Genomic DNA, 21,089 nt, shown 5'->3' on the forward strand with positions numbered 1-21,089 from the left:
TCGCCTTCGACCGCGTCAGCGCGGCATGGTCCCGACGTTGGCGTTGGCGCGGCGCTTCAGCAGCGACTCGTACAGCGCCTTGGTGGGCTCGCACTCGCCCTTCTCGTCGTAGGTGACGAGGTAAAGGCAGATCGCCGCCCGCGTGGCCGGCCCGAACGTGCCGTTGGTCGTGCCGTGGTAGAAGTCGAGATCGCGCAACAGGATCTGGATCGCCTTGGTCTGTTCGGTTCGGCTTTCCGGCCAGGGCGGCGGCGCGACCGCCTTGGCGGTCTGGGGCTGCTCGTTGGGCTGTTCGGTCTCGGGGGGCGTCGCGGGCCTATCGGGCACCACGGCGGCGGCCGGCGGCGGCGGCTCGGGCAGGGCATTCTCGAGCCGGGGCGCCGGCGGGCTTTCACTCGGCGTGGCCGAGGACGATGACGACGAGGAAGAGGCCGGCGCGGGAGCAGGCGCAGGCCCGGGCTTGGCCTCGTCCGGCGGCTTGGCCGGAGGCGCCGCCTCGGGCCCGGCCGCCGCCGGCGGCTTGGCCGGAGGGGCCGTCTCGGGCTTTGCCGCCGCCGGCGGCGGCGACGGCGCCTCCACCGGCGGCATGGAGAGCATACCGGTCGTCGCGGAAGGCGCCGCCGCGGGCGGCGCAGGAAGAACAGGAGCGCCTTGCGGGGCGTTCACCGCTGGAACCGCACTCGAAGCCGCTGCCGCCCTTCCCCCGTCCTCCGTCTCCCACGGGAACAGCACCAGGCCCACGACCGTGAAAACGCAGGACAGGGTCGCGGCGATCGTGCCGGCGACGCTCAGCACTGCGAGGCTGCGCAGGAGGGCGAAGGCGGAAAAGGCGACGGCCAGCGGCAGGAACAGCGACGGCGCGGAAAGGACACCGAGCAACGCGCAGACGATGCCGAGAAGGCCGGTCACGGCGCCGGCGCCGGAAGCTCTGCGCGCGGGCTTCTTGTCGCGATCCCTCTCGACGGCAGGCGACGGGCCGTCCGGACGAGGCACGCCGGATGTTGGGGACTCTCCGGTCGTGAAGGAGGAGTCGCCCTTCCTTTCGATGGCAGCACCCGAGTGAGTCACGTCCCCCTCACCTCCGCCAGGCCGATCGTCCGCAAAGTGCCCATGGGCAAGGCTAACAACCCAAGATGACCGAGCGTGTGATCTCGCCGTCAGTCACCGTTTTTTCACGGCACAGGCGCAGGTTCAAGCCGGACATCGGCGTCGACCGCGACGCGGCGAACGGCCGGGCCACGATTTTGGCCCCGGTTTGGCATCGATTGGGCACCGCTCTTTCTCCTCGGATCGGATTATTCCGACGCACAGGACCATCAGCCAGAGACGATACATGCCCCTCGAGGATTGGGAAGCGTTTCAGGAAGCCCATCACCGCCCGCATCTCGTGATTGTCGACCTGCCGAGAAAATCCGACGCCAGGGCGCGCCGGCTGGGCCTTGCCTTCCTCGAACGGCTCGCCGAGAGGCTCCGCCTGCCCGGCCCCTATGCCATGAACATCGACGGCACCGACATCAAGGTCGCCTTCGAGAGCGACCTCGATGCAAGGCGGTTCGGCGAACCTCTGATGGCACGCCCGCGCGGCAAGGAAGCGGCATGGGCTTCGACTGCGCGCTGCAGCCTCGATCGTCAGGCGAAGCGCCGGATCACGAACGCGCTGCGTGCGGCCCATCTCAAGCTCGCGAAGCGACCGCCCGACGACTGAGCGGTCGACGCCGGAACCGCCGCCGGCGCCGAACGTTTACCGGACAAATCCGCAACGCGGATCGTCGCAGCATCGTCCGTTTCCCATCACGCTGCATGCAAGGCCATGGAACGGACACGATCATGCGTGTCTAATTGCGTGCATTCATCGTACAGGACGAGGATCGATCTGATGGTGGCTTTCGGTAGTGCTCTTGTCGAAGCGAAGCAGGCATTGCGCGCGCTTTGCCCGCAGCCGCTGCTTAACTGGCGCGAGGCCAGGTACTACGGCCGCTACGGCGAGGTCGAGCTCCATCTTCTCGACTGCCTGTGCCGGCCCAATGCCGACGCGATCGATGTCGGCGCCAATGACGGCAGCTACATCCACTATCTGCGGCGTCATGTCCCGCGCGTCATCGCCTTCGAGCCGATGCCGAAGTTCGTCCAGGCCTTGCGCGACAAGTTTCCGCGCGGCGTCGCGGTCGAGGCCGTGGCGCTCTCCGACCGCACCGGCCGCATCGAGCTCAGGATGCCCGTGGTGGACGGCGTCGCGGTCGAGGGCTGCTGCACCGTGTCGGACCATGCCTCCGCCACCTATCCCGGCCATGTCGGCTTCGAGGTGCCGATGGACCGGCTCGACAATGTCTATCGGGGCGACGTCGGCTTCATCAAGATCGACGTCGAGGGCCACGAGCAGGCCGTGCTCGACGGCGCCATCGAGACGGTGCGGCGCTGCCGGCCGCGTATGCTGGTCGAGGTGCTGGACAGGCTGTCGCCGGGCGGGATCGAACGGGCGCGCGCCTATTTCGACGCGCTCGATTACGTCGGCTACTTCGTCCATGACGGCTTCCTGAAGCCGATCGGGCAATTCTCGATCGAGCGCATGCAGAACCCGGCAGACTATCCCGATCTCGTGGCGCCCTTGACCGCCCGCCGTCGCTTCGACCGCTTCATCTACAACTTCATCTTCCTGCCGCGCGAGGACGCCGAGCCCGTCGTGGCGGCGCTGGCCGACCGTCTGGCGACGCTGCGCGAGGAGGACGCCTCGGACTAGGGAATCGTCGCCGGCAAAAGGCCGGCACTGTGGCCTGATACGCCGCATCGGAGGCTCGGCAATGGAAAAGTTCCTGGCCTCTCCGTACTGCAAGATCCTCGTGCTGTGCTTCGTCCTGCTGGTCATCCTGGGCTTCGGCTACCATGTCGCCCACAATCTGCGGCTGGCGCGTCAGCAGCAGCCGCCGGCGGAGGCCCCGGCGCCACAAAGCGACACCGTCGTGCCGCAGTCGCGCTGAGACGCGGGGCCACAGGCCCCCGCAACCGCCTGGCCATGGCCACGTTGCCAACCATGTTCCCATCGAGGAGACGCGACCATGAAGGCGTTTGTCTGCCTGGCTGTCGTGTCAGTGGCGCTTGCGGCGTGTGGCTTCCACAGCGAGACCGTGGTCGAGAAGCGGACTCCGTCGACCGCCGTTGTCGTTCCCAACAACCCGCCCCCTCCGCCGCCGACGACGGTTTACGTTCCATCACGCTACTGAGGCGGCCGACGGACATACGGACGGCCACCGCTTTGCTACAGGCGAAGCCGGGGCGGTCGCGGCAGAGTCCTTCGACGGCGGCGAGGTTGCAACGGCAGTGAGGTTGGCGATGACCAGGATCCTGGCACTCGCGCTGGGCGTCGCGCTCGGCATGATCACGGTGGCTCAGGCGCAGCAACAGAGGGATATGACGACACGCTCGCGCCCGTCGTCGCTGGGGTCGGGCCTGCCGGGTTTGGGCAATCCCGGAACAGATTCCGGCACCGGCAATTCGGCGCCCGGCGGCTCGTCGCTCTCGACATCGATGCCCGGCAGCACGATTCCGATGGGGGCGGCCACGCAAGGCGGCGGGGCGCGGCCGTCGCTCGGCCCCGATCTCGGTCCTGATCTCAAGGACAGCCTGACGATGCCAATGAACTGAGGCGGCTCGACAAGGCGGCCGGCTCGGCGCAGGCAGGCTGCAGCAAGATTGGCGGCAAAGGCCGCGGCGGACGGCAGACTTTCCCGAACGACCGGTGCTAGGGGTGGGGTCGGAGGACCCCATGATCGAAAGACGCCTGCTTCTCACCGCGGCCGCGGCCGCCCTCGGCACTGCAAACCTGCCGGTGTGCGGCCGGGCGGAGCCGGCTTGGCCCAGCAAGCCGTTGCGCGTCATCGTCGGCTTCTCGGCCGGCTCGACGCCGGACCTGATCGCCCGCACCATCGGCGATCCGCTCTCGCAGCTCATCGGCCAGCCGGTCGTCGTGGAGGACAAGCCGGGCGCCAGCGGCAACATCGCCGCTGCCATGGTCGCCGAGGCGCACGACGAGCACACGGTGGGCGCGATGATCAACCTCAACCTCACCATCGCGCACATCCTCAACCCCGACCTGGTCTACGATCCGCGCCGCGATCTCGCGCCGATCTGCCTGGTCGGCACCACGCCCTTCGTGCTGGCGATCAGCCCTAAATGGGCCAAGCAGAAGGCCGGCCTCGACCAGCTCCGCGCCGCCGGCAGCAAGCTGAACTACGGCTCGGTCGGCATCGGCTCGATGGCCCATCTCGGCATGGAGCTGCTGGCGGACAAGCTCGGCATCAAGCCGACGCATGTCCCCTATCCCGGCAACCCCAAGGTGCTGGCAGCCCTCGCGGCCAACGAGATCGATCTCGCCTTCATACCGGCGGGCATCACCATGCAACAGGTGCGGGCCGGCACTGTCGGCGCGCTCGCCATCGCCTCGGCCAAGCGCAGCGAGCTCGCACCCGGCGTGCCGACGCTGGCCGAGCTCGGCGTGCCGGACGTCGAGATCGAGGGCTGGGTCGCCATCGCCGCGTCCGCCCATATGGCCGAGGCGCACCGGAAGAAGCTCGAGACCCTGACGCTCCAGGTGCTGAACACGCCGGACGTGCGCAAACAGCTCACCCGGCAGGGATGGGACATCGCCGCCATGCCTTCCGCCGCCTTCGCCCACCGCCTCGAGACCGAGACCGCAATGCTGTCCAGGATCATCAAGGCGCAGAACATCCACGTGAACTAGCGCTCTGGAAAGGATCCCTCGGCTTCGCCTCGGGATGACACTAACAAATATTCGTGTCATCCCGAGCGCAGCGAGAGATCTTTGACCCATCCTTTGGATATCCATGACGGTCGATAACTATGACGTCGCCGTGGCGGGCGGCGGCAGCGCGGGCGTGGCGGCGGCGGTCGCGGCGGCGCGGACCGGCGCACGGACCGTGCTGGTCGAGAGGGCGGGCTGCCTCGGCGGCGCCTCGACCCTGCGCAACGTCCTCACCTATTGCGGGCTCTATACGCTGGGCGAGACGCCGCGCCAGGCGGTGGCCGGCATCGCCGAGGAGGTGCTGCAAGGCCTGCGCCGGCTGGGCGCGGTGACCGGGCCGCAGCGCCATCGCGGCGTGTTCGTCGTGTTCGATCCCGAAGGCGTGAAGCGTGTGCTCGACGTCCTCTGCCAGGACGCGGGCGTGGACGTGCTGCTGCATGCCTTCGTCACCGGCGCCACGCGCGCCGGCGACCGCATCGCCGATCTTTCCTACCACGGCCATGCGGGACCGAAGACCATTCGGGCCAAGGCTTTCGTCGATGCGAGCGGCGAGGGCGACCTCGCCTGGCTGGCGGGCGCCTCGACGCGCTACGGCAACGACGGCGCGGTCAATCTCGGCACGCTGGCCACGCGCTTCGGCGGCATCCCGCCCGAGGTCGTCATCACCGCCGACCAGCTCGGCGCCGCCGTGCAGGCCGCACGCAGCCGTGGCAAAGGCCCGTTCAGCAAGGACAAGAGCGTCATCACGCGGCTCCCGCTCTCGGGCGATATCGTCTGCAACCTCGCCTCGGAAGACTACGATCCGCGCGACACGCGCGGCATGAGCGCCGCCGAACGCCGTGGCCGCGAGCAGGCCTGGGCCTATCTCGAAGTGATCCGCGGGCTTCCCGGCTGCGAGAAGGCCTATCTCGCCTCGACCGGTCCCGACTTCGGCACGCGCGAGTCGCGCCATATCGATGGGCGCTACCAGCTCACCTGGCAGGACGTGGTGGCCGGCAAGGAGATGAGCGACGGCATCGCGCTCGGCGCCTGGGGCGTCGAATGGCACGACCGCCGGACATTCGAAAGCAGCTTCGTCTATCCGCCCGACATGGGCGTCTACGAGATTCCGCTCGGCTGCCTGATGAGCATCGACACGCCCAACCTGTTCGCCGCCGGCCGCATCGCCGACGGCGACCGGAAGGCAGGCGCCAGCCTGCGTGTCATGGGCACCGCCTTCGCCACCGGCCAGGCGGCCGGCGTGGCGGCGGCGCAGTTCGCCCGGCACGGGCGCATCGACGCCGACGAGGTGCGGGCCATCCTGCGCGCCGGCGGCGCCCTGATCGAGCGGACGCAGCTGCCCGCACACTGACGCCGACCGTCCGCTCGCAGATATGCAAGAACGCAGCGACATCCGCCTTTCGGCCTGTGTTACATGACGGCTCAAGAACAGCCGACTACGAGTTGTTCTCGATGAATTTTCCATCACCTGTTTTTTTCATGGGACAGACATTGTTCATCTCGGATCGAGATTCGTAGTTCAGGACAGCGCCTGCCCGCCAACGCCGGCACGACCGGCCATTGAGGGCAACCGCTCCTTCGTTGCACCGAGACACCGGCCGCCTGGATCGACCGGTCAGGATTCAAAAGACGTTCGTAAATGTCGGCCGACCGAGCGGAGGGCGCATCACGCCCACCGTGCGCGCCGCCGCCATGCCGAACGACCCCGCGCCACTCATTTCCCGTCAGCACCGCCATGAGCACCGATCTCACCACCATCGCCAGCACCGACGTTACCGGCACCGACACGCCGCACCTCCTGCAGGAGTCTACCGGTCCCGGGCCGGCCGCCACGACCACGCCCAGCGCCAGCCCGGCGGCAGCCACGACCGATCTCGGCGCGATGCTGAGCGCCGCCATCGCCGGCGGCTACGTCGCCCATGCCTCCGGCGGCACTTTCATCGTGACCACGCCGATCGTCATCCACATCGACAGCACCATCCAGGGTCCGCTGGGCATCGACCTCGGCGGCGCAACGATCATCTCGCAGGTCACGGGCGGCGCGCCGGTCATCGAGATCGATGTCGGTCCGGGCGTCGATCAGCGCTACCTGACGCTGTCCAATTTCACCCTCCAGGGCAACGGGCAGGAGGGTGACGGCATCAAGATCGTGGCCGACGGCAATGACCGCTGGATCTACAACTGGCATATCGACAACGTCACCGTGAACCATGTCGGCGGCTACGGCCTCGACGTGCAGGGCAGCGTCTCCGAGGGCCTGGTCTCCAACTCCTCCATGAACGGCAATGGGGCCGGCGGCGCCTACTTCTCGCACAGCCCGAACGGCGGCATCACCAGCGCCCTGCACTGGTTCGGCGGCGGCTTCGAGGGCAATGGCGGCGACGGCCTCGTCCTCGACAACGGCGCCCGCGACATGAGCGTCGACGGCGTCGATTTCGCCGACAACCACGGCGTCGGCATCAGCGCCGCCTCGGGCATCACCTCGGTCACCGACAGCACGTTCCACGACAACCAGGGCGAGGGCATCTGGTTCCAGGGCTTCGGCAATTTCAACGACAACACCTTCACGAGCTCGGGCTCGCAGACGCTGGGCATCAAGGGCTACCTCGACGGCAATGCGACCCTCGTCGGCAACACCAGCAGCTATACCGGCGCCGGCCCCGATCCCACCGCGCTGGCCGATCTGCAGGGCCACGGGCAGGTGTTCGCCACCGGCGACAGCGCCGCGCTGGTCACCGGGGCCAATGTCGGCGTGACCACGCCGGAGGACGGCAGCCCCGCCCATGTCGTCACGAGCGATCAGGGTGTCGCCCTGCCCGCCCTGGCGCCGATCACCGCGGCCACGACCGCCCCCGTGCCCGACAGCAACGGAACGGGACCGCTCGAGGGCGCGCTCGAGGCCGCGATGGCGGGCGGCTACGTGGCGCATCTCGACGCCCCCGCCTACACCGTCGATTCGCCCATCGTCATCAACGTCACCAGCGCCGACCAGGGGACGTTCGGCATCGATCTCGGCGGCGCCCGGATCCTGTCGCAGGTCGCCGGCGGCGAGCCGGTGATCGAGATCGTGGTCGCCCCGGGCGTCCATCTGAGCTCGCTCACGCTGTCGAACTTCTCGATCCAGGGCAATTTCGTCGAGGGCGACGGCATCAAGATCGTGGCCGACGGCGCCGACCGTGGCATCGGCACCCTCATCGTCGACAACGTGAATGTCGAGCACGTGGGCGGGATCGGGCTCGACGTCATCGGCAACGTGTCGCACGGGCAGATCGCCAACTCCTGGATGAACGGCAATCTGCAGGGCGGCGCGCGCTTTGCCGGCAGCCCGGCCGGTGGCGTGGCCGGCGACCTTGCCTGGGAGGGCGGCGGCTTTCGCCTGAACGGCGTCGCCGGCATGATCCTCGACAACGGCACGCACGACATGGTCGTGAAGGGCGCCTACTTCGTGGACAATCGCGGTCCCGGCATCGCCGCCACGTCCGGAATCACGCTGGTGCAGGAAAGCGGCTTCGAGAACAATGTCGACGCCGGCGCGATCGTCAACGGCCCGGCCAACTTCACCGATGTCAGCTTCTCCACCTGGGGCCCGCAGAGGATGTCCGTCGGCGGCTACCTGTCGGACGACAAGGTTACCCTGACCGGGGTCGGCAACGAGTATTACGGCTCGGGCGCGGACCCGACGGTGGTCGCGAACTTCCAGGGCAGCGGCACGGTCGCGGTCTCCGGCACGGGCACCGTCGTCACCGGTCCGGACGTCGCGGTGACCGGCGGCAGCCCGGTGCTGGATGGCTCGTTGCCGACCGACCCTGTCACCGTTCCCGAAGTCACGGCGGGGCTGGCGAACGACACGGGAACCTTCGCGACCGACCATGTCACCGCCGACGCCACACTCGTGGGCGCGGCCGAGGCCGGCGCCGTCGTGCATTTCACGGTCGACGGCAACCCGATTGCCGAAACCGCGACCGCCGACGCCCACGGCGCCTGGTCGTACATGCCGGTCGGCCTCGCGGACGGCGTGCACACGATCGTGGCCAGCGAGACCAATGCCGCCGGCACCGGCTCGGCCTCCCTCACCTTCACCCTCGATACCACGGCGCCGGCCCTGACCGGCACGTTCGCCGGCGACGGCTCCGCTCCGGAGCTGACGGGGACGGGCGATGCCGACGCCACGGTGCACTTCACCGTCGACGGCGGCGCCATCGCCGCGACCGCGATCGCCGATTCGAGTGGCGCCTGGTCCTTCACGCCGACGGGCCTCGCCGACGGCGCCCATATCGTGGTCGCGAGCGAGACCGATGCCGCCGGCAACACCGGCAGCGTCTCGCTCGCCTTCACGCTGCAGCCCCATCCCGAGGCCCCGGTGATCACCGGCATGGCTCCCGGCGACGGCATCGTGACGCTGAGCGGCAGCGGCGTGGCGGCGGGCGATGTCGTCGAATTCTACGACGGCAACAGCTGGATCGGCTGGACGAGGACCGACGCCGGCGGGCACTGGAGCTACGCTGCGTCGGCCGCCCCCGACGCACAGCATACGTTCGGCATCAACGAGTACGCCGCCAACGGCGTGCTCCACGGCGCCAACAAGGCGATCCTGGGCAGCACCGGGACCGACACGCTCGCCGGCACGACCGGCAACGACTTCATCCATGCCAACGCCGGCAACGACACGATCGTGGGCGGCGGCGGCGCCGATACGCTGACGGCAGGGCCGGGCAAGGTGACGTTCGCCTACCACGCCACGTCGGACTCGACACCCGGCGCGGCCGACACGATCACCGACTTCCGGTCCGGCGCCGACAAGATCGACTTCACCGCCATCGCCGGGATCGAGGCGGCCGGCGGCGTTCCGCAGTTCCAGGGCGACATCACCGGCAGCGGGAACCTGACCTTGAACGCGCACAGCGTCGCCTACCTCGAGGCCGGCGGGAACACGCACGTCCTCGTCAATACGACCAACGCCGCGCAGACCGTGACGGCGTCGGACATGCATGCGGCGGACATGGAGATCACGCTGGTAGGGGTGCATCTCGGCCTCACCGCGACCGACTTCCATCACAGTTGACGGCCGTGCCCAGGCCTCCTTCCGAGCTCACGTCCCTGCTGCGCTCCGGCGGACGCTACTTCGCCACCGCCGGCGCCTTCAGCCTCGCGATCAACCTCCTCTACCTCGCGGGGCCGATCTACATGCTTCAGGCCTACGACCGCGTGGTGTCGAGCGGCAGCAAGGTGACGCTCCTGATGCTCACCCTCGCCCTGCTGCTCGCCTACGCCGCTCTGGCAGGGCTCGACATTGTGCGCGCCCGGGTGCTGGCGCGCGCAAGCCTTCGGCTCGACCGCGAGATCGCGCCGCGCCTCGTGACCGCGATCATCGATCGGCCCGATCTCGCGGGCAACGCGCGCAGCCAGCTCCTGCGCGAATTCGACGGCCTGCGCCAGTTCATGACCGGCGTCGGCATCCACGCCGTGCTCGATCTGCCCTGGGCGCCGATCTACATCGCCGTGGCTTTCCTGCTGCATTGGACGCTCGGCGTGTTCGCGCTGGGCGGCGCCGTCCTGCTGCTCCTCATGGCGCTCCTGAACGAGCTCCTGGTGCGCGCGCCGCTGGCCGAGGCCAACGCCGCCGCGGCCCGCAGCTACGGCTTCGCGGAGGCGAGTCTCGGCAATGCCGAGGTCGTGCGCGCCATGGGCATGACGGCCGGCCTGATCGGGTGCTGGGCGCGCGAACGCCAGCACATGCTGGGTTCTCAGATCGCGGCCAGCGACCGCGCGGCGGGCCTGCAGAGCGCCATCCGCTTCCTGCGGCTTTCCATGCAGTCGCTGATCCTGGGGCTGGGGGCATGGCTCGTGATCGAGCGCGACGCCACTGCGGGCGCGATGTTCGCGGCCAGCCTGCTGCTCGGCCGCGCGCTGCAGCCGATCGAGCAGATCGTGGGCGCGTGGCGCGGCTTCGTCTCGGCGCGGGGAACGCTGAGGCGGCTCGGCGCCCTCTTCGCGGCCGCGCCGGCGCGCACGCCCGACCTCGTGCTGCCCCGTCCATCGGGCCGGTTGGCGGTGGAGGGTCTGACAGCGGCGGTCGCCGGCCATCCGACACCGATCCTGCGCGCCGTATCGTTCGGCCTCGAGCCCGGCGAGGTGCTGGGGGTGATCGGCCCTTCGGGCGCCGGCAAGTCGACGCTGGCGCGCCATCTCGTGGGCGTGACGGCGCCCGTGGCGGGCGCGGTGCGGCTCGACGGCGCCGATGTCGCATCGTGGTCGCGCGGCACGCTCGGCCGGCATGTCGGCTACCTGCCGCAGGACATCGCGCTTTTCCCCGGCACCGTCGCCGCCAACATCAACCGCTTCCAGCCGGGCGACGATGCCGCGACCCTGAGCGCCGCGGAGATGGCGGGCGTGCACGATCTCGTGCTGCGCTTGCCGGCGGGCTACGACACGCCGATCGGCGATGGCGGCGCCGTGCTGTCGGGCGGCTTCCGCCAGCGGCTGGCGCTCGCGCGCGCCGTCTACGGCGATCCGAGCCTGGTCGTGCTCGACGAGCCGAACTCCAATCTCGACGCCGAGGGCGATGCGGCGCTGGCCGCGTGCATTCGCGCGCTCAAGCGCCGCGGCACGACGGTCGTGCTGATCTCGCATCGACCGACCACGCTCGGCGTCGTCGACAAGCTCCTGGTGCTGAAGGACGGCATGGCGGCGATGTTCGGCCCCCGGGCCGAGGTGCTGGCGCAGCTCGCACGGCCCCAGGCGGTCCCGCCCGTGAGGGCCGCATGACCGCCGTCTCTTCCACGCTCGACGATTCGATCCGGCGGCCAGCGCTCATCGGCTGGTCGATCATCGCCCTCTTCTTCGGCGGCTTCGGCCTCTGGTCGGTCCAGGCGCCGCTCAACGGCGCGGTGGTCGCCGACGGTGTTGTGAAGGTCGAAGGCAACCGCAAGAGCGTGCAGCATCTCGACGGCGGGATCGTGAAGGCGCTGCGCGTCAAGGACGGCGATCATGTCGAGACGGACGACGTCCTGCTGGTGCTCGACGACACGCAGGCCAGGGCGGAATACCAGGTCCTGTCCGAGCAGTACCTCGTCCTGCGCGCGACCGAGGCGCGGCTGCTCGCGGAGCTCGCCGACGGCGACGCGCCGGCGATGCCGCAAGCGCTCGCCGAACGGCGCGACGATCCCTACGTCGCCGGCATCTGGTCGGGCCAGCTCAGGCAGTTCGAGAGCCGCCGCGCCGCGCTCGACGGCGAGCGCAAGGTGATCGGCGAGAAGATCCGCCAGCTCCGGTCTCAGATCGACGGCGGAAAGGCGCAGGTCAAGGCCTTCACCGAACAGCTCGACTCGGTCAGGGCCGAGGCCGCGAACGTGGCGCCGCTCGTCGACAAGATGCTGCTGCCGCGACCGCGCCTGCTGCAGCTCGAACGCACCGCCTACGGGCTGGAGGGCCAGATCGCCGATGCGCGCGCCAACATCGCCAAGTTCCGCCAGGCCATCGCCGAGCAGGAACTGCAGATCGCGCAGCTCGGCAACGACCGCATGGCCGACGTGACCAAGGAGCTTCACGAGGTGCAGGCCCGCCTGCTCGAGGTCATCCCCAAGCGCACCAACGCCGAGGCGGTGCTCGGCCGCATGGAGATCCGCTCGCCCTATGCCGGCCGCGTGGTGGGGCTCAATGTCTTCTCGGTCGGCGGCGTGATCCAGCGCGGCGAGAAGATCCTCGACATCGTGCCGGACGACGATGCGCTCACCATCGAGGCGCAGGTCGCCGTCGAGGATATCAGCGAGGTCCATCCCGACATGCGCGCGGAGCTGCGGCTCACCGCCTACCAGCAGCGCCTGCTGCCCCTGATCCACGGCGAGGTGGTGCGCGTCTCGGCCGACCGCCTGACCGACCCGCGGACCAACAATCCCTACTACGTCGTCGCCGTGCGGCCGGACAAGGCGGAGCTCACGCAGCTTCCCGGCATCCATCTCTATCCCGGCATGCCGGCCACCGTGACCATCCCCACCGAAAGCCGCACCGCCTTCGACTACCTCGTCGGCCCGCTCACCGCCTCTTTCAACAGGGCGTTCCGGCAGAAGTGACACAAAACTTCAAACCCCGAACTGCCGCTTGAGCTCGAACCAGCGGTCGAGGATCGGCAGGATCTTGTCCTCCTTCTCGGCCGGCAAGGAGAAGACCACGCGGTCGATGCCCAAGTCCCGGTACTGGCGCAGGCGCTCGATCCGGTCGGGCACGCGGAACAGGCTGATCGGCAGGCTCGCGGGATCGCGTCCCGCCTCCTTCGCCATGTCGCGGAACCGGTCGAGGATGCCGACCCCGTCGCGCTCCAGCCAATCGTCGCGCGGGATCCAGCCGTCGCCGTAGCGGACCGCCCGGCGCGCCGCGTGCGGGAAGGCGCCGCCGACGATGATCGGCGGATGCGGCTTCTGCCTGGGCTTGGGCCACTGCTTCATCCGGTCGAAGTTCACGAACTCGCCGTGATATTCCGGCTCCTCCTCGGCCCAGATGGTCTTCATCGCCTCGATGCGCTCGCGCGCGAGCTTGTGGCGGCTCTTGAAGACCGTGCCGTGGTTCTCGATCTCGTCCTGGTTCCAGCCGTTGCCCACGCCGAACAGGAAGCGGCCGCCCGAGAGCTGGTCGATCGAGGAGACCATCTTGGCGAGCACGATCGGATCGCGCTGGATCACGAGGCAGATGCCGGTGCCGATCTTGAGTCTCGTGGTCGCCGTGGCGGCCGCGTTCAGGACCAGGAACGGATCCATGATCTCGTAGTAGGGCCTGATCAGGCCGCCGCCGGCGGGATAGGCGGTCTTGCGCGACGACGGGATATGGGTGTGCTCGGGCACCCAGAGCGACTCGAAGTCCCGCTCCTCGAGCGCCCGGCCGAGCGCAGCCGGATGCATGGACTCCGCCGTGAAGAACATCACCGCCCCGATCTTCATCTTTCAGCCCTCTTCCTGACAGGAACCGCGCGCCGGGAAGCGGGTTGACTCGGCAGCGAAGGAGATCGTCATGAGATATGCCCCTTATCTGGTGCTGGCGGCGTTGGCCGGAACCGTGGCCGCCTGCCAGCCCTACTATTACCGGGACGGCTATCGCTACGGCCCCAACTATGCCTATGCCCCCGGCTACAGCTACCCGCCGAGCTACGGCTACAGCTACTATCCGAGCAACAACCACTACTACACGTCGAAGTGGGACTACTATCGCCACTACAACGGCATCTCGTCACCGCCGGAGCGCTACCCCTAGGTCAATTGAGCCGCGCCGCCCGGGCCATCACCTCGATGGCCTCGGGCTGGCGTGAGCGCACGCTGAGCGAATCGGCGCCCGAATCCTCCCAGGCGCGGTAACGTTCCCGGATGCGGGCGGGCGGGCCGACCAGCGACTTCAGGTCGACCCATTCGTCGGGCACGGCGGCGATCGCCTCCTCCTTGCGGTGCGCGAGGTAGAGCTCCTGGATGCGCATGGCCGCATCGCCGAAGCCGCGCCGCACCATGATGTCGTTGTGAAAGTTCTTGGTCCTGTGGCCCATGCCGCCGACATAGAGGGCCACTTCCGGCTTCAGCCGCTGCAGCGCCCCTTTCACGTCGTTATCGACCTCGACATGGACCGAGGCCTGGATGGTGAAGTCCTTGAAGCCCTTGCCGTTGCCGGCGCGCCTGAACCCCTCCTCCAGCCACGGCCGGTATTCCGTCATGGCGCCCGGCACGAAGCCCATCGGCAGCCAGCCGTCGGCGATCTCGGCGGTGAGCTTCACTGTCGTCTCGTTGCCCGTGGCGAGGTAGATCGGAATGTGCGGGTTCATGTGCAGGATGGACTTGAGCGGCTTGCCGAGCCCGGTCGCGCCCTCGCCCTTGTAGGGCAGCGAGATCTCCCGGCCCTCGTGCGTGACCGGCGCCTCGCGGGCGAAGATCTTGCGCATGATCGCCACGTAGTCGCGCATGCGCCAATAGGGCTTGCCCCAGGGCTGGCCGTACCAGCCCTCGACGATCTGCGGTCCCGACACGCCGATGCCGGCGATGAAGCGGCCGCCGCCCGCCATGGCGTCGACCGTCGCCGCCGACATCGCGGCATTGGCGGGCGTGCGCGCGGCGAGCTGCATGATGCCGGTGCCGAGCTTGATGCGGCTCGTCTTGGCCGCGAGGTAGGCCAGCGGCGTCACCGCATCCGATCCGTAGGCCTCGGCAGTCCAGACCGAGTCGTAGCCCAGCTCCTCGGCGCGCTGCACGAGCTCCACCGGGATGTCGAGCTGCGCCTTCGAATAGCCGATCGAGAGCCCGAGCTTCATCGCGTTTCCTCCCTGTACCGAAGAAACTATAGCGCCGGCATAGATGCAGGCTACGAAAACACAGTGTCATCCCGAGCGCAGCGAGGGATCTTTGATCGACGTCGCGAAGGATCCCTCGCCTTCGGCTCGGGATGACACGGCTAATTCGCTGTCAGCGTGCGACGCACGACGGCGGCGACCTCGTCGACGGCGCTGTCGGTCATGTGCGGGCCCATGGGCAGGCTGAGCACCGTGTCGGCCAGCGTCTCGGCCAGCGGATAGGAGCCCTTGCCCTGCCGCAGATCGGCATAGGCCTCCTGCAGATGGGGCGGGATCGGATAGTGGATCAGCGAGCCGATGCCGGCCTTCTCGAGCGCCGCCATCAATTCCTTCCGGCGGACGGTGCGCACGACGTAGAGATGCCAGACCGGCTCCGCCCATTGCGGTGCGCGCGGCAGGCCGAGCCCGGGGATGCCAGCCAGCCTGTCGTCGTAGCGCGCGGCGACGCGCCGGCGACGCTCGTTCCAGGCGTCGAGCACCCCGAGCTTCACGCGCAGCAAGGCCGCCTGCATCTCGTCGAGGCGCGAGTTGTAGCCGCGCTCGATGTTCACGTACTTCACCTTGCTGCCGTAGTTGCGCAGCACGCGCAGCCGGTCGGCCAGCGCCGCGTCGTCTGTCGTGACCGCGCCGCCGTCGCCATAGGCGCCAATGTTCTTGGTCGGGAAGAAGCTGTGCGCGCCGGCATGGCCCAGCGATCCTGTCCGCCGATTGCGCACCTTCGCGCCCTGCGCCTGCGCCACGTCCTCGATCACCTCGAGGCCGTGCCGGTTGGCCAGCGCCATGATCGCGTCCATGTCGGCCGGCTCGCCGTAGAGATGCACCGGCATGATCGCCCGCGTGCGCGGCGTGATCGCGGCCGCGATGCGGTCCGGATCGATGTTCGGCCCTTCCGGCGTCGGCTCGACCGGCACGACCGTGGCGCCCACCGCCGTCACCGCGAGCCAGGTCGCGATATAGGTGTTGGAGGGCACGATCACCTCGTCGCCCGGCCCCAGGTCCCAGGCGCGCAGCACAAGCTCCAGCGCCTCGAGCCCGTTGCCGAGGCCGACGCAATGCTTCGTGCCGCAGAAGGCCGCGTACTCGGCCTCGAACGCCTCGACCTCCTTGCCGAGCACGAACCAGCCCGACTCCATCACCCGTGCATAGGCGGCGTCGAGCTGGGGCTTCAGCTCGGCATAGGCCGACTTCATGTCGAGGAAGGGGATCACGCCCGGCGTCCTTTCACTTCACGTTTGAACACGTCGTAGTCGCGCAGATACTCGGCCTCCTCGTAGAGCGACGAGGCGATCACCATCACGGCCGTGCCGGCGGCGAAGTCGGTGAGCTCGTGCCACACCCACGGGGCCATGTAGAGCGCCCGTGCCGGATCGTCGAGCGGCACGATTTCCCGCACGCTACCGTCATCGAGATGGAGCCGGCAGTGACCATTCAGGGCCACCAGGACGAGCTGCGAGTCGCGGTGGCCGTGGCGGCCGCGCCACTGGCCGGGCGCGACGTGATGCAGCCAGAAGATGCGTTTGGGCTGAAAATCCAGCGCCTGACCGAGCTCGAGGAAGTTGACGCTGCCGCGCGCATCCGATGCGCCGGGCACGTCGATCCAGCGGCAGCCGCGTACCTTCAGGGATTTGCTCATGTCGGGACCGGACTCGTGATCTGCAATTTGCGCCATTGCATGTACACCACCCCGCCGAGCGCCACCAAGCCGCCCGCGATCTGGTAGCCGTTGGGCATGAAGCCGTAGGCCATCGCCCACAGGACGGCGAAGAACGGCACCAGGTTCACCCAGAGCGAGGCGATCGCGACGCCGAGCCGGCTCGCGCCGACATTCCAGAAATAGCCGCCCATGCCGCTCGCCAGCACGGCCACGACCAGGAACTGCGTCCATACCCAGGCGTCCGACACCCCGAATGGCGAGCGCGACCGGCCGGCGATCACCAGCGCGACGGCCACGAGCGCCAGCCAGCCCGTCGCCGACAGGGAGGCGACGTAGGTGCGGTGGAGCTGGCTCGCGCGGTCGAACCATTCCTGCGCCCGCAGGCTGTAGAGCGTCCAGAGAACATTGCTCAGCAGCACGATGATCTCGCCGCCACCGAAGGTGACGCGGCTGCCGAACAGGCTGCTGGCCGACAGGATCAGCCCGCCCAGCACGGTGAGCAGCATCGCCACGCCGAATCCGGGATCGAAGCGCGCCCCGGTGACCGCGCGCACCGTCGCCGCCGAGACCAGCGGGCCCGCCACCTGGACCGCTGCCGCGGTGATGGGGTTGCTGTAGTAGATGCCGAGCGCGTAGCAGGCATAGAAGGTCCCCATCATCAGCCCGAGCGACAGGAAGCGGCGCAGGCCGAGGTCGATCCGGAGTGCCGTCCGGCCTTCCACGACGGCGAGCAGCAGCGCGAGCGAGAGCGCCGCGACCGCCGTCCTGAGCGCCGCCATGGGGAGCAGGTCGTAGTAGCGCAGCATCACCTTGGTGACGGGCAGGTTGGCGCCCCAGCTCGCGCCCACGAACAGCATGGCGGCGAAGGCGCCCAGCAGGTGATGGCGGCCGGCGCCGGTCATTGTTGGCTGCGCCGCATCTGGCGAAGCTGGAGCTGCGCGATTCCCGCCATGACGACCGCGCCGCCCGCGAGCTGCAGCCAGGTCGGCTCGATCCCCATCAGCGCCGCCACGCCGATGGCGAAGACCGGCGCCGAGTTGGAGAAGAGCGACGCCACGGCCACGCCCACCATCGACACGCCGACGTTCCACAGCACGATCGCGACGGCGACGCCCAGAACGCCCACCCAGGCCATCATGCCGATGTCGACCGCGCTCGGAATCTCGGTCGGCCAGTCGATGCCCACCGTCGCCCACACCACGAGGCAGACCAGCCCCAGCAGGACGCTGGCCGCGGTCGAGGTGAGCGCCGAGAGCGCGATCTGGCCGCGATCGGCCAGCCACTGCTGGGCGCGGATCGAGTACCAGCTCCAGCAGAGCTGGGCGACCACCAGCAGGATCTCTCCGCCGCGAAGGCCGAAGCCGCCGGAGGCCCGGCCGGGCGCGCCCAGCACGACCAGGATCCCGCCGGCGACCACGAGGGCGAGGGTCAGCGCGAAGCCCGGCGGCGTGCGCGCGCCCAGCATCAGGCGCGCCAGCAGCGTCGCCCAGATCGGCCCGCACATCAGCACGATGGCGGCAGTCGCGGGATGGGCGTGCGCCACGCCGAATGTGTAAAACACCGAGAAGGCCGTCATCGCCGCGCCGAGCTGCAGGAGCTGACCGGCGTGCAGCGGCCGCGGCCGGGCGACCGGTCGTTTCGTCGCCAGCATCGCCAGCCACAGCACTGGCATGCCGAGCAGGTAGCGCAGCCACGCCAGCAGCCACTTGTCGTAGTGCTGCGCCAGGTCGCCCAGCACCGGGATCATGGCGCCCCAGATCAGTGCCGACAGCAGAAGCACCAAGGTCGCGCGCCGCACCGCGCTGGCTGCAGGACCGGACACGACCTCGCTCAGCGGCCGGCGCGGCGGCGCCTGGCCTCGTAGCCGACCCGGCAATCCCCGTAGACGTCGGGCTTCTCGGTCGAGACGCGCGCCTCGATCACGCCGGGCTGGGCGAGGCAGAGATCGAGGATCGCCTCGACCAGCGTCTCCTGCAGGTTGAAGTGACGGGAGCCCGCGAGCGCCACGATCCCGTCATGCACGATATCGTAGTTCAGCACGTTGGCGATGCGATCGCCGTGCGCCTTGTCCGCCGGCGCGAGGTGCAGGTCCACGTTGACGATGACGGTCTGCGGCCCCTCCTTCTCGAAGTCGTGGATGCCGATCGAGACCTTCAGGCGAAAGTCGCGGATGAAGATGCGGCGATCCATCTCGGGGGCCATCTCGCGGGCCATGTCAGCTCTTCTTCTTTCTCTTGTCGAAGGCGATGTCGCGCGGCCGGCCGGTCAGGTGCTCGCCGCTATCGACGACGATCGTATCGCCGGTGAAGCTCGGCGTCGCCAGGACGAAGCGCAGCGCCCGCACCAGATCCTCGGTCGTGACCCCGACCCGCAGCGGATTGGCGGCGTGCTGCTCGGCGAAGCGCGCGTCGGTCTGGCTGCCGCTGCGCAGCGTCAGGCCCGGCGCGATGCCGGCGACGCGCAGCCGCGGCGCGAAGGCCTGGGCGAGCAGCGTCGTCAGGCCCTGCAGGCCGATCTTGGAGAGCGTGTAGGTCAGGAAATCGGGGTTGAGGTTGAACAGCTTCTGGTCGAGCAGGTTCACGATCACGCCGGTCTCGCCCTCGGGAAGCTGCCGCGCCAGCGCCTGCGACAAAAGCAGCGGCGCGCGCAGGTTGACCGCCATGTGCCGGTCGAAGCCGGCGGCCGTCGCGGTCGGCACGCGATCGAGCTGGAACAGCGAGGCGTTGTTCACCAGACAGACGAGCCGCACGCCGGGCGCGCGGCAGCGTGCCACCAGCGCCTCGGCCTGCCTTGCGGAGGCGAGGTCGGCCCGCACCGCCTTCGCCCGCCCGCCGGCCTCGACGATCGCCGCCACCGTCTGGCGCGCGCCCTCGGCAGCGCGATTGTGATGCACGAACACGAAATACCCTTCCGCCGCCAGCGCGCGCGCCAGCGCGCGGCCGATCCTGATACCCGCCCCCGTGACCAGCGCGCCTTTCATTTCAGGATGGACCGCGCGCTTCCAGCGCGCTCATGAGCGAGCCGGAGGCTCGCGGTCCGGAAGAACATGAGCGTCCACCCCTGAGAGTGCGACAAGCCCGGGATGACACAAAAGGAGCTGGAAGGCGGCGGGAATATTCGTCTCACTGGTCTACTCACCGCGGTCTCTCTAGCATGCGCGCCATGAGTTCGTCCTCGTTCGAAAGCGCCGATTGCGTCGTGGTCGGCGCCGGTGTCGTGGGGCTCGCGGTGGCGCGCGCCCTTGCCCTCGCCGGCCGTGAGGTCATCGTCGTCGAGGCGGCCGACTCGATCGGCACCGAGACCTCGTCGCGCAATTCCGAAGTCATCCATGCCGGCATCTACTATCCCAGAGGCAGCCTGATGGCGCGCACCTGCGTGGCCGGCCGGCGCCTTCTCTATGCCTACTGCAAGGAGCACGGCGTGCCGCACCTCAATTGCGGCAAGCTGATCGTCGCCACCAGCGAGGCCGAGAGCGAGAAGCTGGCTGAGATCAAGGGCCGTGCCGAGGCCAACGGCGTGGAAGGCATGCGGCTGCTGGGCGCGGCCGACGCGATGGCCCTCGAGCCCAACCTGAAATGCACCGCCGCCCTGCTCTCGCCCGCGACCGGCATCGTCGACAGTCACGGCTACATGCTGGCGCTGCAGGGCGACGCCGAGGAGAACGGCGCGATGTTCGCCTTCCTGAGCCCGGTCGAGCGCGGCCGCGTGAGCGAGGACGGCATCGAGCTCGAGGTCGGCGGAACCGAGCCGATGAAGCTTCGTTGCCGTCTGGTGGTGAACGCGGCCGGCCTCCACGCGCCCCTGCTTGCCCGCAAGCTCGAGGGCATGCCCAAGGAACGCATCCCCGAACCTTACTACGCCAAGGGCAACTATTTCACGCTGACCGGAAAGTCGCCATTCTCGCGCCTGATCTATCCCGTTCCGGTGCCGGGCGGGCTCGGTGTGCACATCACGGTCGATCTCGGCGGCCAGGCGAAGTTCGGGCCCGACGTCGAATGGATCGACGGCATCGACTACACGGTCGATCCGCATCGCGCCGACAAGTTCTATGCGGCCGTGCGCCGCTACTGGCCCGGGCTGAAGGACGGCGCGCTGCAGCCGGGCTATGCCGGCATCCGGCCCAAGATCGTGCCGCAGGGCGCACCGGCGCAGGATTTCGTGCTCCAGGGGCCGGCCGAGCACGGCGTGCCCGGGCTGATCAACCTGTTCGGCATCGAATCGCCCGGCCTCACCGCCTCGCTGGCGCTCGCCGATCTCGTGCGCGCGCTGGCCGGCAACGCCTGACTGCGCCCGGGACGACAAGGAGAATTCGTTCTGCGGAAGGCATGACCGGCATACGGTCGGTGGACTGGCAGGCCCGC

At 69.0% G+C, this 21,089-nt stretch carries 21 protein-coding genes; 12 read left to right on the forward strand and 9 right to left on the reverse strand.

All coding sequences use genetic code 11. The annotated features are described in order from the left end of the window. Positions 1-15: 15 nt before the first annotated feature. On the reverse strand, positions 16-993 hold the full coding sequence (locus OJF58_RS26590; protein WP_300780910.1) for a peptidoglycan-binding domain-containing protein: 978 nt from the start codon (positions 991-993) through the stop codon (positions 16-18). A 340-nt stretch (positions 994-1,333) separates the two neighbouring features. Here OJF58_RS26590 and OJF58_RS26595 point away from each other — a divergent pair, with 340 nt between their 5' ends. The 10 genes from OJF58_RS26595 to OJF58_RS26640 all read left to right on the forward strand — a co-directional run bounded on the left by OJF58_RS26595 (position 1,334) and on the right by OJF58_RS26640 (position 12,825). Beyond that, on the forward strand, positions 1,334-1,705 hold the full coding sequence (locus OJF58_RS26595) for a hypothetical protein (RefSeq protein ID WP_300780911.1): 372 nt from the start codon (positions 1,334-1,336) through the stop codon (positions 1,703-1,705). A gap of 171 nt (positions 1,706-1,876) precedes the next feature. Next, the gene (locus OJF58_RS26600) at positions 1,877-2,737 is read left to right on the forward strand and encodes an FkbM family methyltransferase (RefSeq protein ID WP_300780912.1); all 861 of its coding nucleotides are present in this window, start codon (positions 1,877-1,879) and stop codon (positions 2,735-2,737) included. 61 nt (positions 2,738-2,798) lie between these two features. Then, a complete protein-coding gene (locus OJF58_RS26605; RefSeq protein WP_300780913.1) occupies positions 2,799-2,975 on the forward strand; it encodes a hypothetical protein in 177 nt (58 codons plus the stop codon). A 78-nt stretch (positions 2,976-3,053) separates the two neighbouring features. Then, on the forward strand, positions 3,054-3,218 hold the full coding sequence (locus OJF58_RS26610; protein ID WP_300780914.1) for a hypothetical protein: 165 nt from the start codon (positions 3,054-3,056) through the stop codon (positions 3,216-3,218). Between the two features lie 109 nt (positions 3,219-3,327). Next, entirely contained in the window at positions 3,328-3,639 is a 312-nt protein-coding gene (locus tag OJF58_RS26615) for a hypothetical protein (RefSeq protein ID WP_300780915.1), read from the forward strand. A 121-nt stretch (positions 3,640-3,760) separates the two neighbouring features. Beyond that, on the forward strand, positions 3,761-4,735 hold the full coding sequence (locus OJF58_RS26620) for a tripartite tricarboxylate transporter substrate binding protein (protein WP_300780916.1): 975 nt from the start codon (positions 3,761-3,763) through the stop codon (positions 4,733-4,735). A 103-nt stretch (positions 4,736-4,838) separates the two neighbouring features. Then, positions 4,839-6,107, forward strand: coding sequence for an FAD-dependent oxidoreductase (locus tag OJF58_RS26625; RefSeq protein ID WP_300780917.1), 1,269 nt, complete (start codon positions 4,839-4,841; stop codon positions 6,105-6,107). A gap of 384 nt (positions 6,108-6,491) precedes the next feature. Continuing rightward, positions 6,492-9,818, forward strand: a complete 3,327-nt coding sequence (locus OJF58_RS26630) for an Ig-like domain-containing protein (protein ID WP_300780918.1) — start codon at positions 6,492-6,494, stop codon at positions 9,816-9,818. A gap of 5 nt (positions 9,819-9,823) precedes the next feature. Then, on the forward strand, positions 9,824-11,521 hold the full coding sequence (locus tag OJF58_RS26635) for a type I secretion system permease/ATPase (RefSeq protein WP_366526801.1): 1,698 nt from the start codon (positions 9,824-9,826) through the stop codon (positions 11,519-11,521). After that, the gene (locus OJF58_RS26640; protein ID WP_300780920.1) at positions 11,518-12,825 is read left to right on the forward strand and encodes an HlyD family type I secretion periplasmic adaptor subunit; all 1,308 of its coding nucleotides are present in this window, start codon (positions 11,518-11,520) and stop codon (positions 12,823-12,825) included. Before OJF58_RS26635 ends, OJF58_RS26640 begins: the two co-directional genes overlap by 4 nt. A 9-nt stretch (positions 12,826-12,834) precedes the next feature. On the opposite strand, the gene OJF58_RS26645 is transcribed toward OJF58_RS26640, so the two are convergent. Further along, entirely contained in the window at positions 12,835-13,686 is an 852-nt protein-coding gene (locus OJF58_RS26645; protein ID WP_300780921.1) for an LLM class F420-dependent oxidoreductase, read from the reverse strand. A gap of 70 nt (positions 13,687-13,756) precedes the next feature. Here OJF58_RS26645 and OJF58_RS26650 point away from each other — a divergent pair, with 70 nt between their 5' ends. Next, a complete protein-coding gene (locus tag OJF58_RS26650; protein WP_300780922.1) occupies positions 13,757-13,996 on the forward strand; it encodes a hypothetical protein in 240 nt (79 codons plus the stop codon). A 1-nt stretch (position 13,997) separates the two neighbouring features. Here OJF58_RS26650 and OJF58_RS26655 read toward each other — a convergent pair whose 3' ends face one another. The 7 genes from OJF58_RS26655 to OJF58_RS26685 form a co-directional block, all read right to left on the reverse strand. Further along, positions 13,998-15,035, reverse strand: a complete 1,038-nt coding sequence (locus OJF58_RS26655) for an LLM class F420-dependent oxidoreductase (protein ID WP_300780923.1) — start codon at positions 15,033-15,035, stop codon at positions 13,998-14,000. A 140-nt stretch (positions 15,036-15,175) separates the two neighbouring features. Continuing rightward, positions 15,176-16,282, reverse strand: a complete 1,107-nt coding sequence (locus tag OJF58_RS26660) for a DegT/DnrJ/EryC1/StrS family aminotransferase (protein WP_300780924.1) — start codon at positions 16,280-16,282, stop codon at positions 15,176-15,178. Continuing rightward, complete coding sequence (locus OJF58_RS26665) at positions 16,279-16,707, reverse strand: FdtA/QdtA family cupin domain-containing protein (protein ID WP_300780925.1); 429 nt, start codon at positions 16,705-16,707, stop codon at positions 16,279-16,281. The genes OJF58_RS26660 and OJF58_RS26665 overlap by 4 nt, the downstream gene beginning before the upstream one ends. Continuing rightward, positions 16,704-17,630 (reverse strand): DMT family transporter, encoded by a 927-nt coding sequence (locus OJF58_RS26670; protein WP_300780926.1) that lies wholly within the window; start codon positions 17,628-17,630, stop codon positions 16,704-16,706. Before OJF58_RS26670 ends, OJF58_RS26665 begins: the two co-directional genes overlap by 4 nt. Continuing rightward, complete coding sequence (locus OJF58_RS26675) at positions 17,627-18,550, reverse strand: DMT family transporter (protein ID WP_300780927.1); 924 nt, start codon at positions 18,548-18,550, stop codon at positions 17,627-17,629. Before OJF58_RS26675 ends, OJF58_RS26670 begins: the two co-directional genes overlap by 4 nt. 8 nt (positions 18,551-18,558) lie before the next feature. Then, a complete protein-coding gene (locus tag OJF58_RS26680) occupies positions 18,559-18,942 on the reverse strand; it encodes a dihydroneopterin aldolase (RefSeq protein ID WP_300780928.1) in 384 nt (127 codons plus the stop codon). 1 nt (position 18,943) lies between these two features. Continuing rightward, positions 18,944-19,708, reverse strand: coding sequence for an SDR family oxidoreductase (locus tag OJF58_RS26685; protein ID WP_300780929.1), 765 nt, complete (start codon positions 19,706-19,708; stop codon positions 18,944-18,946). 32 nt (positions 19,709-19,740) lie between these two features. Here OJF58_RS26685 and OJF58_RS26690 point away from each other — a divergent pair, with 32 nt between their 5' ends. After that, a complete protein-coding gene (locus tag OJF58_RS26690; protein WP_300780930.1) occupies positions 19,741-21,012 on the forward strand; it encodes an NAD(P)/FAD-dependent oxidoreductase in 1,272 nt (423 codons plus the stop codon). The last annotated feature ends 77 nt before the right edge of the window (positions 21,013-21,089 follow it).

Origin of the sequence: Enhydrobacter sp. (assembly GCF_030246845.1) — a bacterium.
Lineage (GTDB): Bacteria > Pseudomonadota > Alphaproteobacteria > Reyranellales > Reyranellaceae > Reyranella.